The sequence below is a fragment of the Curtobacterium sp. HSID17257 genome, assembly GCF_003989515.1.
Lineage (GTDB): Bacteria > Actinomycetota > Actinomycetes > Actinomycetales > Microbacteriaceae > Curtobacterium.
The window spans coordinates 14,999-28,071 of sequence record NZ_RBLU01000010.1 but is presented as its reverse complement, the minus strand read 5'-3'; the positions used below and the strand labels follow the sequence as shown (position 1 = coordinate 28,071).

Below are 13,073 nucleotides of genomic sequence, written 5' to 3'. Positions count from 1 at the left end.
TCGAGGACTCGCACGACACCGTCCGCGTGATCGAGGACCGTGACGAGTACCTGCAGGCGGTCGCCGCGATCGCTGCCGGACACGGCCCGGTCGCCGTCGACGCCGAGCGGGCGAGCGGCTACCGGTACTCGCAGCGCGCCTACCTCATCCAGGTCTTCCGCCGCGGCGCCGGCGCGTTCCTGTTCGACCCGATCGCGATCGGCGACTTCGCGGAGCTGCAGCAGGCCATCGTCGACGAGGAGTGGCTGTTCCACGCCGCCTCGCAGGACCTGCCCTGCCTGCAGGAGGTCGGCCTCGTCCCGACCCGCATCTTCGACACCGAGCTCGGTGCCCGGATCGCCGGGTTCCCCCGGGTCGGTCTCGGCGCGGTGGTCGAGCAGCTCCTCGGCATCACCCTCGCGAAGGCGCACTCCGCCGCCGACTGGTCGACGCGCCCGCTCCCCCAGGCCTGGCTCGTGTACGCCGCGCTCGACGTCGAGCTGCTCCCCGACCTGCGCGACGCCCTCGCGACGGTGCTCGACGCCGCCGGCAAGTCCCGGATCGCCGCCGAGGAGTTCGCTGCCGTGCTCACCCGCGCGCCGAAGCCGGCGAAGGCCGAGCCGTGGCGGCGCCTGTCCGGCATGCACGCGCTCCGCGGCGCCCGTGCCCTGGCGATCGCCCGGTCGCTGTGGACCGCCCGCGACGCCTACGCCCGCGAGGTGGACACCGCTCCGGGCCGGATCGTCCCCGACTCGGCGATCGTGGCTGCCGCCGCGGCGAACCCGACCTCGAAGTCGGAACTCAGCGCCGTGAAGGCCTTCACCGGCCGCGCCAGCCGGTCCGAACTCGACCGCTGGTGGGCCGCCGTCGAGGAGGGGCGCACGACCGAGGACCTGCCGAAGCTCCGCGGGACCGGTGAGGCCACCCTCCCGCCGCCCCGGTCCTGGGCCGACCGGAACCCCGAGGCGGACCTCCGGTACAAGGCCGCCCGGGCCGCCGTCGTCGCGCGCGCCGAGGAACTCGACGTCCCCGTCGAGAACCTGCTCACCCCGGAGACCCTGCGGGTGGTGTCCTGGGAACCGCCGACGCCGATCGCGACCGAGACCGTCGGGGCCGCACTCGCCACGCACGACGCCCGCCCGTGGCAGGTCGAGGAGACGGCGTCGATCATCGCGCACGCGTTTGTCGAGGCCGCACAGCAGCCTGCTGCCGAGAGCAACACCGGCTCGTAGGAACACCCCAACCGGCATGCGTCCGCCCAGCCGGCGGGCATAGCGTCGGTACCGTCGCCGGGTCCAGCCCGGCCGGTCGGGGCGGAACGTGCCCCGACTCGATCGAAGAGGATCTGGAGGCCCGGATTGCCCAAGGCATCAGACGTCGTGTTCGTGGACGGTGTGCGCACACCGTTCGGACGAGCCGGTGAGAAGGGGGTGTTCTGGAAGACCCGCGCGGACGACCTCGCGGTCCACGCGATGCGCGGTCTGCTCGACCGGAACAGCCAGCTCGACGGCGCGGCGGTGGACGACGTCGCCGTGGCCGCCACGACCCAGCAGGGCGACCAGGGCCTGACCCTCGGCCGCACGGTCGGCATGCTGGCCGGCCTGCCGAAGTCGGTCCCCGGCTACGCGATCGACCGCATGTGCGCCGGTGCGATGACGAGCGTCACGACCCTCGCCGGGGCGATCGCCTTCGGCGCCGCCGACGTCGCCATCGCCGGCGGGGTCGAGCACATGGGTCGCCACCCGATGGGCTTCGGCGCCGACGTCAACCCGCGGTTCGTCGCCGAGCGCATGGTCGCGACCGACGCGCTGGTCATGGGCAGCACCGCCGAGCGGCTGCACGACCGCTTCCCCGCGATCACGAAGGACCGCACGGACGCCTTCGCCGTCCAGTCGCAGCAGCGCTACGCCGCTGCCTGGGCTGCCGGCAAGCTGCAGCCCGACGTGATCCCGGTCGAGGTGAACACCGGCGAGGGCTGGGACATCGTCACGACGGACGAGCCGCCGCGACCCGGCACCACCCTGGAGGCTCTGGCTGCGTTGCGCACGCCGTTCCGGCCCCACGGACGGGTCACCGCCGGCAACGCGGCCGGGCTGAACGACGGCGCCACCATGAGCCTCCTCGCGTCCGAGGACGGCGCGAAGCAGCACGGCCTGCCGACGAAGATGCGCATGGTCTCGTTCGCCTTCGCCGGTGTCGAGCCCGAGGTGATGGGCGTCGGACCCGTGCCCGCGACGGACAAGGCGCTCCGCAAGGCGGGCCTGACGATCGACGACATCGGCCTGTTCGAGATCAACGAGGCGTTCGCCGTCCAGGTGCTCGCCTTCCTCGACAACTACGGCCTCGCCCAGGACTCGCCGAACGTCAACGCCTGGGGCGGCGCGATCGCCGTCGGCCACCCGCTCGCGTCGAGCGGTGTCCGCCTGATGAACCAGCTCGCGGCGCAGTTCGCCGAACGACCGGACGTCCGGTACGGCATCACGACGATGTGCATCGGCCTCGGCCAGGGCGGGACCGTCATCTGGGAGAACCCGAACTTCAGCAAGAGCGCGGCACGGAAGGCGGCCTGACGATGACCTCCACCCCGATCGACCAGCTGACCGAGCTCAGCGCCGACGAGGTCGTCACCCACTCGTACGTCAAGCACGTGCCGCTGCCCTCCGGCGGCACGCTGGCGCTGGTCACGCTCGACAACGGCAAGGACTACAAGCGCCCCTCGACGCTCGGGCCGCGCACCATGCGCGAGCTGTCCGACGTGCTCGACACCCTGCGCGCAGCGGCGTCTGCCGGCAGCATCCAGGCCGTCGCGATCACCGGCAAGGAGTACTGCTTCGCCGCCGGCGCCGACCTGTCCCAGGCAGCGGCACTGCCCTCGCGCGAGGTCGCTCACGAGCTCGGTGCGCTCGGTCACGCCACGCTGCGCAAGCTCTCCGACCTCGGTGTGCCGTCGTTCGCCTTCGTGAACGGCATCGCGCTCGGCGGCGGGCTCGAGGTCGCGCTGCACTGCACCTACCGCGTGTTCTCCTCGGCGGCGCAGGGGATCGGCCTGCCCGAGGTCTTCCTCGGCATCATCCCCGGCTGGGGCGGCGCCACGCTGCTCCCCCGCCTGATCGGGCCGGAGAAGGCGCTCCGCGTCATCGTGGAGAACCCGCTCAAGAACAACCGGCTCATGGACGGCACGGCCGCCGTCGAGCTCGGCATCGGCGATGCGCTGATCCCCTCGGTGACCTTCCTGCCGTCCGCGATGGCGTGGGCCGACGGCGTCGTCGCCGGTCGCACCAAGGTCGTGCGGAAGAACGAGCCGGGCATGCTCGAGAAGGCCGCGTGGGGCACCGTCGTCAAGGTGGCCCGAGGGCAGGTCGCCTCGAAGATCGGCACCGTCCCGAAGTCGCCGTTCCGTGCGCTCGACCTCGTCGCGGCAGCGAAGTCGGGGTCGCTCGACGAGCGCTTCGCCGGCGAGGACGACGCGCTGGCCGACCTGCTCGCAGGCGACCAGTTCGCGGCGTCGATGTACGCGTTCGACCTCGTGCAGAAGCGTGCGAAGAAGCCCGTCGGCGCTCCCGAGGGCGTGGAGGCGAAGAAGATCACGAAGGTCGGCGTCCTCGGCGCCGGGCTCATGGCCTCGCAGTTCGCGCTCCTGTTCGCCCGCCGTCTCGGGGTCCCGGTCGTCATCACCGACGTCGACCAGACCCGCGTGGACGCCGGCGTCGAGCGGATCCGCGGTGAGGTGGGCAAGATGCTCGACAAGGGGCGGATCTCCCCCGACGACGCGAACCGCATCACGGCACTCGTCTCCGGCTCGGTCTCCTACGACGCGTTCGCCGACGCCGACTGGGTGATCGAGGCCGTCTTCGAGGAGATGTCGGTCAAGCAGGACGTCTTCCGGAAGATCGAGCAGGTCATCGCACCCGACGCGATCCTGGCGACGAACACCTCGTCGCTGTCGGTCGACGAGATGGCGTCGGTGCTCGAGCACCCGGAGCGCCTCGTCGGCTTCCACTTCTTCAACCCGGTGGCCGTGATGCCGCTCCTCGAGGTCGTCCGCGCCGACAAGACCTCGGACGAGGCCCTCGCCACCGCACTGGCCGTGGCGAAGACCCTGAAGAAGACCGCGATCATCACCGCGGACCAGCCGGGGTTCGTCGTCAACCGGGTGCTCGCCCGGGTGCTCGGCGAGGCGATGCGCGGCGTCGAGGAGGGCACGCCCTTCGAGACCGTCGCCGAGGGTGCTGCGCCGCTCGGCCTGCCGATGTCGCCGTTCGAGCTGCTCGAGCTCGTCGGCCTGCCGGTCGGTGCGCACGTGCTCGACTCGCACCACGCGGCGTGGCCGGAGCGCTTCTACCCCGGTGACGGCCTGAAGCGGATCGCGGAGCACGGCACGATCCTGACCCGCGACAAGAAGGGCAACGCCACCGGGTACGACCCGGCTGCCGTGAAGCTCGTCGCGCCCGCGAAGCAGGACGCGAAGCCGGTCGACGCGGCGACGATGCAGCAGCGGTTCGAGGACGCCCTGGCCGACGAGGTGCACCGCATGCTCGAGGACCACGTGGTCGAGCACGTCGAGGAGATCGACCTCGGACTGATCCTCGGCGCGGGATACCCGTTCCAGGCCGGCGGCATCAGCCCGTACCTCGACCGTTCCGGTGCCTCCGAGCGCGTCTTCGGCGGTCGGTTCCACGACCCGGCGATCGTCGGCCCCGCCTCGCGCTAGCCGCGGCTCGGACCACCCCGCACAACCGGAAGCACCTCGCGCCACGGATCCCCGTGGCGCGAGGTGCTTCTCGTTGTGCTGCAGCACGCCGAACCGCGCACCGGCGCACCGGCACGCCGGCACGCCGGCGCGTCGACCGGGCTCAGCGGTCGGCCGACTCCCGCGTCCGTGCCGGCTTCGCCTGGGGCAGCTTGGTCCCGACCACCTGGTCGATGACGTCGCGTGCGATCGCCCGAGCCGTGAGCCCGACGTCGGCCAGGATCTGCGACCGCGACGCGTGGTCGATGAACTCGCCCGGCAGTCCGAGCTCGTTCACCCCGGTGTCGACCCCGGCGGCACGCAGGTCCTGCCGCAGTCGGGTCCCGACCCCGCCGACGCGGACGCCGTCCTCGATCGTGATGACCAGGCGGTGGTCGCGTGACAGGTCGATGAGCGACGACGGGATCGGCACCACCCAGCGCGGATCGACGACGGTCGCGCCGATGCCCTGCGCTTGGAGCAGTTCGGCGGCCTCGAGTGCGACGGGCACCATCGACCCGACCGCGACGATCAGCACGTCCTGCTCCTGCGACTCCCCGGGGGAACGCAGCACGTCCACACCGTCGGACAGCCGCCGTTCGGCGGGGATGTCCGGGCCGACCGATCCCTTCGACCACCGCAGCACCGTCGGGGCGTCGTCGACCGTGACGGCCTCGCGGAACTCCTCGCGGAGCGTCGCGGCGTCGCGCGGTGCCGCGATCCGGATCCCGGGCACGACCTGCAGCAGCGCGAGGTCCCACATCCCGTGGTGCGACGGACCGTCCGGCCCGGTGATGCCCGCGCGGTCGAGCACGAAGGTCACGCCCGCGCGGTGCAGGGCGACGTCCATCAGCACCTGGTCGAACGCGCGGTTGAGGAAGGTCGCGTAGAGCGCCACCACCGGGTGCAGTCCGCCGAAGGCGAGCCCCGCGGCGGTCGTCACGGCGTGCTGCTCCGCGATGCCCACGTCGATCACGCGGTCGGGGTGCTGCTCCTGGAACAGGTGGAGTCCGGTGGGGCGCAGCATGGCCGCGGTGATCGCGACGATCCGCTCGTCGCTCGCACCGACCGTGGCCAGCGTCGACGCGAACACCGACGTCCACGAGGGTCCCGACGACACGTCGAGCGACTCGCCCGTCTCGGGGTCGATGTGCCCCACGGCGTGGAACTGGTCCGCCTGGTCGCGGAGCGCCGGCTCGAAGCCGTGGCCCTTCTCGGTGATCGCGTGCACGATCGTCGGGGCGCCGTACGCCTTGGCTTGCCGGAGTGCCGCCTCCATCGCCCGCTGGTCGTGCCCGTTCACCGGCCCGATGTACTTGATGTCGAGGTTCGAGTACAGCGCCTCGTTGTTCGTGAACCGGGAGAGGAAGCCGTGGAGGCCCCCGCGGACGCCGCGGTAGAACGCCCGACCCGGTGCTCCGAACCGCGATGCGACGGCCTGCGACTTCTCGAAGAGCGCCCGGTACTCGCGACGCGTGCGGACCGAGCTGAGGAAGCGCGCCATGCCGCCGATCGTCGGCGCGTAGGACCGACCGTTGTCGTTGACGACGATGACGAGCCGACGGTCGTTGCCGTCCGAGATGTTGTTGAGCGCCTCCCACGTCATCCCGCCCGTGAGTGCGCCGTCCCCGACGACGGCCACGACGGTGCGGTCGTCCTGCCCGGTCTGCCGGAAGGCACGGGAGATCCCGTCTGCCCAGGAGAGCGACGAGGACGCGTGCGAGGACTCGACGATGTCGTGCTCCGACTCGCTGCGCTGCGGGTAGCCGGCGAGACCACCACGTTCCCGGAGGTGCGAGAAGTCCTGCCGTCCGGTGACGAGCTTGTGCACGTACGACTGGTGCCCGGTGTCGAACACGAACGAGTCGTGCGGCGAGTCGAACACGCGGTGCATCGCCAGCGTCAGTTCGACCACCCCGAGGTTCGGTCCGAGGTGCCCGCCGGTCTTCGCGACCTCGGCGACCAGGAACCGACGGATCTCGGCCGCGAGCTCCGTCATCTGCGCGTCCGACAGACGCTTGAGGTCGCGCGGCGACGAGATGCTGCTCAGCAGGCTCACGGGCGCTCCTTTCGTGGGGCAGGACCCCACACTAGCCGCGCGGACAGACGACGGACTGGAGGCCCGTGGCGGTGTCGCCACGGGCCTCCAGTCCGTCCGGTGGTCGCGTCAGCGACCCGCGCTCCCGTCGATCAGACGAGCGAACGGAGCACGTACTGCAGGATGCCGCCGTTGCGGTAGTAGTCCGCCTCACCGGGGGTGTCGATGCGGACGACCGCGTCGAACTCGACGGTCTGCTTGCCGGCCGGCGAGTGCTCGCTCGGCGCCGCCGTGACGTGCACGGTCTTCGGCGTGCGGCCCTCGTTGAGCTCGGTCAGCCCGGAGATCGAGACGACCTCGGTGCCGTCGAGACCGAGCGACTCGACCGTCTCGCCCGCCGGGAACTGCAGCGGGACCACGCCCATGCCGATGAGGTTCGAGCGGTGGATGCGCTCGAAGCTCTCGGTGATGACCGCCTTCACGCCGAGCAGGTTCGTGCCCTTCGCCGCCCAGTCGCGCGACGAACCGGAGCCGTACTCCTTGCCGCCGAAGATGACGAGCGGGATGCCCTGCTCCTGGTAGTGCTGCGACGCGTCGTAGATGAACGACTGCTCGCCGTCGGGCGTGGTGAAGTCGCGGGTGTAGCCGCCCTCGACGCCGTCCAGCAGCTGGTTGCGCAGGCGGATGTTCGCGAACGTGCCGCGGATCATCACCTCGTGGTTGCCGCGGCGCGAGCCGTAGGAGTTGAAGTCCTTGCGGTCGACGCCGTGCTCGTCGAGGTAGCGACCAGCAGGGCTGTCCGCCTTGATCGAACCGGCCGGCGAGATGTGGTCGGTGGTGACCGAGTCGCCGAGCTTCGCGAGGACGCGGGCACCGGAGATGTCCGACACCGCGTCCGGCTGCATCGTCATGCCCTCGAAGTACGGGGGCTTCCGGACGTAGGTCGACTCCTGGTCCCACTCGAAGGTGTCACCGGTCGGGGTGGGCAGGTTCTTCCAGCGGTCGTCGCCCTCGAACACGGAGCCGTACTCGTGGGTGAACATCTCGGTGTCGATCGACGAGTCGATGACGTCCTGCACCTCCGCCGCGTCGGGCCAGATGTCCTGCAGGTAGACGTCCTTGCCGTCCTGGTCGGTGCCGAGCGCGTCCTTGTCGAAGTCGAAGTGCATCGACCCGGCCAGGGCGTACGCGATGACCAGCGGCGGCGAGGCCAGGTAGTTCATCTTGACGTCGGGGTTGATGCGGCCCTCGAAGTTGCGGTTGCCCGAGAGCACCGCCGTGACGGCGAGGTCGTTGTCCTGCACGGCCTGCGAGATCTCCTCGGGCAGCGGGCCCGAGTTGCCGATGCAGGTGGTGCAGCCGTAGCCGACCGTGTAGAAGCCGAGGTCCTCGAGGTAGCTGGTGAGCCCGGCCTTCTCGTAGTAGTCGGTGACGACCTTCGAGCCCGGCGCGAGGGTGGTCTTCACCCACGGCTTGGCCTTCAGGCCCTTCTTCGCGGCGTTCCGCGCGAGGATGCCGGCGGCCATCATCACCGAGGGGTTCGACGTGTTGGTGCACGAGGTGATCGCGGCGATCGCGACGGCACCGTGGTCGATGGTGAACGTGTCACCGTCGGCGACGGACACCGACGTCGGCTTCGACACCGTGCCGGGCGCGCTCGAGGCGTGCACCGGGACCTCGGACGCCGGGGCGTCCTGCAGGTCGTCGACGGCGTGCTCGTCACCGGGGGCGGCGGCCACCGGGTCGGACGCCGGGAAGGTGTCCGCGACGGCCTTGTCCTCGTGGGTGTGGTCGATGCTCGCGTAGTTGGCGAGGTCGACCTCGAACTGGTCCTTGGCCTTCGACAGCTCGATGCGGTCCTGCGGACGCTTCGGGCCGGAGATCGAGGGGACGACCGTCGACAGGTCGAGCTCCATGTACTCGGAGTACGCGGGCTCCACCGACGGGTCGTGCCACAGACCCTGGGCCTTGGAGTAGGCCTCGACCAGGGCGATCTGGTCCTCCGACCGGCCGGTCAGGCGCAGGTAGTCGAGCGTGACGGCGTCGACCGGGAAGATCGCGGCGGTCGAGCCGAACTCCGGCGACATGTTGCCGATGGTCGCGCGGTTCGCGAGCGGGACCTCGGAGACGCCCTCGCCGTAGAACTCGACGAACTTGCCGACGACGCCGTGCTTGCGGAGCTCCTGCGTGATCGTGAGCACCACGTCGGTCGCGGTGACGCCCGCGGGGATCGAGCCGGACAGCTTGAAGCCGACGACCTTCGGGATGAGCATCGACACGGGCTGCCCGAGCATCGCGGCCTCGGCCTCGATGCCGCCGACGCCCCAGCCGAGCACGCCGAGGCCGTTCACCATCGTGGTGTGCGAGTCGGTGCCGACGAGGGTGTCCGGGTAAGCGTAGAGCTCGCCGTCGAACTCGCGCGTGTACGTGACCTTCGCGAGGTACTCGATGTTGACCTGGTGCACGATGCCGGTGCCCGGCGGGACGACCTTGAAGTCCTCGAACGCGGTCTGGCCCCAGCGGAGGAACTGGTAACGCTCCCCGTTGCGCTCGTACTCCAGGTCGGTGTTGCGCTGGAGCGCGTCCTCGCGGCCGAACAGGTCGGCGACGACGGAGTGGTCGATGACCATCTCGGCCGGCGAGAGCGGGTTGATCTTGTTCGGGTCGCCGCCGATCTGCGCCATCGCCTCGCGCATGGTGGCGAGGTCGACGATGCACGGGACGCCCGTGAAGTCCTGCATGACCACGCGGGCTGGCGAGAACTGGATCTCGGTGTCCGGGTCGGCCTCGGGCCGCCACGAGCCGAGCGCGCGGATCTGGTCCTCGGTGACGTTCGCGCCGTCCTCGGTGCGGAGCAGGTTCTCGAGCAGCACCTTCAGGCTGTACGGGAGCTTCTCGTACCCCGGCACCGTGTCGATCCGGTGGAACGCGTAGTCGACACCCCCAACCGAGAGCGTGTCCTTCGAGCCGAAGCTGTTGACTGCAGCCACTGTGCCGCCTCCCTACTGATCGGTGTGCCCTCATCATCGCGGGCGTCGGAACGTCCCACCAGCAAGGCAAACCTAATCCCGACGGTGCGGGCGCGCCCCCGGGAAACTGTCTCGATGTCGAGACAACTCTACACCGCGGCGGTGTCCTCCCGGCGCACGAACACCGTGCGGACGAGCAGCCACGTGACCCAGAGCACGGCGGCGTAGAGCGGCACGCCGAGCACGAGCTTCACGGCGGCGAGGAGTTCGACCTGCGCGGTCAGGTACAGCGGCACCTCGACGGCGAGCCGGAGCGCGAACAGTCCGACCCAGATCCACGTGGCCACGGTGAGCACGCGGCGCTTCGCGGGGTCGGCGCGCCAGTCGACGTGGGACCCGTCCTCGTTCGGCGGCAGCAGGAACCCGACCACCACACCGATCAGCGGCCACCGGATCGCCAGGGTGACGAGCAGCCCGACGAGCCACACGGAGTTGATGACGATCCCGGGGATGAAGTTGGTCTCGGCCCGCCCGGTGAACAGCGCGAGGGCCGCCGAGACGACGACGCCGGCGATGCCCGCGAAGGACATCACGAGCGACTGCCGCTGGGCCAGCCGGACCACCACGAAGACGAGCCCGACGAGCACGGGGATCACGACGCTCGGGACGAGCTCCTTCGTGATCGCGTAGACGACGAGGAACGCGAAGCCGGGCAGCACCGACTCGGCGAGACCGCGCACGCCGCCGACCGCACCGAGGAGCGCGCGGCCCGAGGGTGCCTCGCCCGGTGCCACCTTGGCGATGCCCGCGTTCTGCACGGCTGCGCGGAACTGCGCCGAGAACGACGGCGCGGCCTCGGGTTCGGTCACCGCCGGCTCGTCCGCCGGCCGGGACCGGACCCCGTCGGCGGGAGCGACGGTGTCGTCGCGACCGTCCGTGGGTCGGTGGATGTCGTCGTGGTCCGGCACCGTGCCTCCAGGCCGTGTCGAGTTGTGTGCTGCTGCGCCGGCGGTCAGACGGCGGTCTGCGTCGACTTCGGCATGTGCAGCGGGATGAGGTCGCGCGGCGGCATCGGCGTGGTGCCGCGCACCACGACCACGGAGCGGAACAGCTCCTCGATCTCGGCGGCGTCGTCCGGGCTCTCCGCGGCCTTGCCGGCGATCACGCCGCGCAGGAACCAGCGGGGGCCGTCGACACCGACGAAGCGTGCGGCGCGGGCACCGTCGGTCGCTCCCGATCCGTCCACGACGACCGGCACGAGGGCACGGAGCTCGGGCCCGAAGGGGCCGTCGACCTCCTCCACGCGGCCGCCCTGGCGCTCGATCTGGTCGGCGATCTGCGCGCGGATCTCGTGCCACAGGCCCGTCGAACGCGGGGCGGCGAACGGCTGCACCTGGAGCGTGGACTCGTCGTAGTCGAGCCCGACGGCGACGACGCGCTGCGAACCCTCCTCGACCTCGAGGCGCAGGTGCAGGCCCTCGCGCGGGAGGACCTTCACGCCACCGAGGTCGACGTACGGGCGGACCAGGTTCGCCTCGGTCTCGTCGTGCGGACCGTTCTCGGCGCGATCCACCGGCGCGGACTTGTCGGTCGGGGCGACCGCGTCCACCTCGTCGAGGTCGGCGTCGGCGTCGGTCGCGATGTCGACCTCCGGCGTCGTCCCCGCGACCACGGCGTCGTCGGCGACGGCCTCCGCCACCTCGACCTCGTCACGCTTGCGTCGACCGAACTTCATGCGCCCGTTCCTTCCTGGGAGTCATCGGCAGCGCTGTTGGCGGCGCTGCGGTCACCGTAGCCCGAGGAGCCGAAGCCGCCCGCACCGCGGACGCTCTCGGGCAGCTCCTCGACGCGCGTGTACGTGACGCGGGGCACCGGCATGACGATCAGCTGCGCGATGCGGTCCCCCACGTGCACCTCGTACGGCTCGGATGCGTCGGTGTTGAGCAGTGCGACCCTGACCTCGCCGCGGTAACCGGAGTCGACCGTACCGGGGGCGTTCACGATCGTGATGCCGTGCTTCGCCGCCAGGCCGCTCCGGGGCACCACGAAGGCGACGTGTCCGTCCGGCAGCGCGATCCGGAGCCCGGTGCCGACGAGCCGGCGCTCCCCCGGCTGCAGCACGAAGGCCTCGGTCGAGACGAGGTCGGCTCCGGCATCACCGGGGTGGGCGTGGACGGGAGGGTTCTCCCCGGTCCAGAGCACGTCGACTGGTTCGGTCACGAGACGAGGGTAGTGCACGAGCATGGTCGTTCCGTGACCGTACCGTGACCTGGCCCGAGTCGTGGTGGGATGGAGGGGTGACCGTGTACCGCGAACGACTCTGGGCCCCGCCCGCCCTCTACCTGGCGACGGCGCTCGTCATCCCCGCGAGCCTGCTCGTCTTCCTCCCGATCAGCGTCCTGGCCGGCGTCCTCGTGGCGATCGGGATGTACCTCGGCGTCGTCGTCCTGCTGTGGGCGCTCGCACCGACGATCGAGGTCACGGACACCGAGTTCCGCGCCGGCCGTGCGCACCTGCCGCGGACGCTCGTCGGCGAGGCCACCGCCCACACCGGCGCAGCGGCCACCACCCAGCGCGGTCCGGCGCTCGACGCCCGCGCGTGGACGCTCTTCCGTGGGTACGTGCGCGGCGTCGTGCGCGTGGAGGTCACGGACCCGGCGGACCCGACGCCCTACTGGCTCGTGAGCGCACGCAACCCGCAGGCGGTCGTGGACGCCCTGCGTTCCTGACGCGGCGGGCGCGCGGGCCGGGAGGCTCGCACCGCCCCCGCCCCGCCCGTTCCTTCCCACAACGGGTGCAGTAGGAAGCGTTTCCGGGCACACCTGGTCATTCCGGAAGACCAGGTACGCCCGATCCGACCCGGCACGCCCGATCCCACCAGGCACGACCGCCCTGCGCCGCAACGCGGAACGGCCCGCCACCCCCGAGGGGTGACGGGCCGTCCGACGAGCAGCGTGCCTAGAGCGCCGCGCACTCCGCGCACACGGGGCCGAGCTTCGACTCGTGGTCGAGCTGCGAGCGGTGCTTCACGAGGAAGCACTCGACGCAGGTGAACTCGTCGACCTGCGGCGGCAGCACGACGACGTCGAGGTCGACGTCGCTGAGGTCCTGTCCGGCGAGCTCGAAGCTGCCGGGGTTGTCCGAATCATCGTCGACGACCCCCGACATCTTGTCGGGCACGCGCTCCTTGAGGGCCTCGATCGACTCCGAGTCAGAGGAGTCGTCGGTCTTCCTGGGGGCGTCGTAATCGGTGGCCATGCCCATCCGTTTCTCGTGTCGAGAGGTCGTCGCCGGTGATCGGCGGCGACAGTTTGCACCACGACCCGCGAGAGCGCAAACCGAACGCCGTGCGGGATCG

Annotated in this window: 10 protein-coding genes; 4 read left to right on the top strand and 6 right to left on the bottom strand. The window is 71.0% G+C overall.

Annotated features, from left to right (window positions below; genetic code table 11):
* The first annotated feature begins 26 nt into the window (after positions 1-26).
* The 3 genes from D8M35_RS03490 (at position 27) to D8M35_RS03480 (ending at position 4,690) form a co-directional block, all read left to right on the top strand.
* On the top strand, positions 27-1,211 hold the full coding sequence (locus D8M35_RS03490) for an HRDC domain-containing protein (protein WP_238638077.1): 1,185 nt from the start codon (positions 27-29) through the stop codon (positions 1,209-1,211).
* Positions 1,212-1,337: 126 nt separating this feature from the next.
* On the top strand, positions 1,338-2,549 hold the full coding sequence (locus D8M35_RS03485) for a thiolase family protein (protein WP_126890584.1): 1,212 nt from the start codon (positions 1,338-1,340) through the stop codon (positions 2,547-2,549).
* A 2-nt stretch (positions 2,550-2,551) separates the two neighbouring features.
* A complete protein-coding gene (locus tag D8M35_RS03480) occupies positions 2,552-4,690 on the top strand; it encodes a 3-hydroxyacyl-CoA dehydrogenase NAD-binding domain-containing protein (RefSeq protein WP_126890583.1) in 2,139 nt (712 codons plus the stop codon).
* 142 nt (positions 4,691-4,832) lie between these two features.
* On the opposite strand, the gene dxs is transcribed toward D8M35_RS03480, so the two are convergent.
* The 5 genes from dxs to dut form a co-directional block, all read right to left on the bottom strand.
* Positions 4,833-6,767: a 1-deoxy-D-xylulose-5-phosphate synthase gene (dxs, locus tag D8M35_RS03475; RefSeq protein ID WP_126890582.1), complete on the bottom strand. Its 1,935-nt coding sequence runs from the start codon at positions 6,765-6,767 to the stop codon at positions 4,833-4,835.
* Positions 6,768-6,898: 131 nt separating this feature from the next.
* Positions 6,899-9,736 carry an aconitate hydratase gene (locus D8M35_RS03470; RefSeq protein WP_126890581.1) on the bottom strand — a complete coding sequence of 946 codons (2,838 nt, stop codon included), beginning with the start codon at positions 9,734-9,736 and terminating at the stop codon, positions 6,899-6,901.
* A gap of 128 nt (positions 9,737-9,864) precedes the next feature.
* Entirely contained in the window at positions 9,865-10,584 is a 720-nt protein-coding gene (locus tag D8M35_RS03465) for a DUF3159 domain-containing protein (RefSeq protein WP_126890580.1), read from the bottom strand.
* Positions 10,585-10,727: 143 nt separating this feature from the next.
* Positions 10,728-11,450, bottom strand: coding sequence for a DUF3710 domain-containing protein (locus D8M35_RS03460; protein WP_238638075.1), 723 nt, complete (start codon positions 11,448-11,450; stop codon positions 10,728-10,730).
* Entirely contained in the window at positions 11,447-11,935 is a 489-nt protein-coding gene (gene dut, locus D8M35_RS03455) for a dUTP diphosphatase (protein WP_174234681.1), read from the bottom strand. The genes D8M35_RS03460 and dut overlap by 4 nt, the downstream gene beginning before the upstream one ends.
* Before the next feature lie 77 nt (positions 11,936-12,012).
* On the opposite strand from dut, the gene D8M35_RS03450 reads away from it, so the two are divergent.
* Positions 12,013-12,444, top strand: a complete 432-nt coding sequence (locus tag D8M35_RS03450; RefSeq protein ID WP_126890578.1) for a DUF3093 domain-containing protein — start codon at positions 12,013-12,015, stop codon at positions 12,442-12,444.
* A 229-nt stretch (positions 12,445-12,673) separates the two neighbouring features.
* Here D8M35_RS03450 and D8M35_RS03445 read toward each other — a convergent pair whose 3' ends face one another.
* Complete coding sequence (locus D8M35_RS03445) at positions 12,674-12,973, bottom strand: DUF4193 domain-containing protein (RefSeq protein ID WP_031272446.1); 300 nt, start codon at positions 12,971-12,973, stop codon at positions 12,674-12,676.
* Positions 12,974-13,073: the final 100 nt, after the last annotated feature.

Excerpts from the sequence above, each read along its gene's own strand:
- D8M35_RS03460 (WP_238638075.1), bottom strand. The coding sequence starts at position 11,450 with ATGAAGTTCGGTCGACGCAAGCGTGACGAGGTCGAGGTGGCGGAGGCC.
- D8M35_RS03445 (WP_031272446.1), bottom strand. The coding sequence starts at position 12,973 with ATGGCCACCGATTACGACGCCCCCAGGAAGACCGACGACTCCTCTGAC.
- D8M35_RS03480 (WP_126890583.1), top strand. The coding sequence starts at position 2,552 with ATGACCTCCACCCCGATCGACCAGCTGACCGAGCTCAGCGCCGACGAG.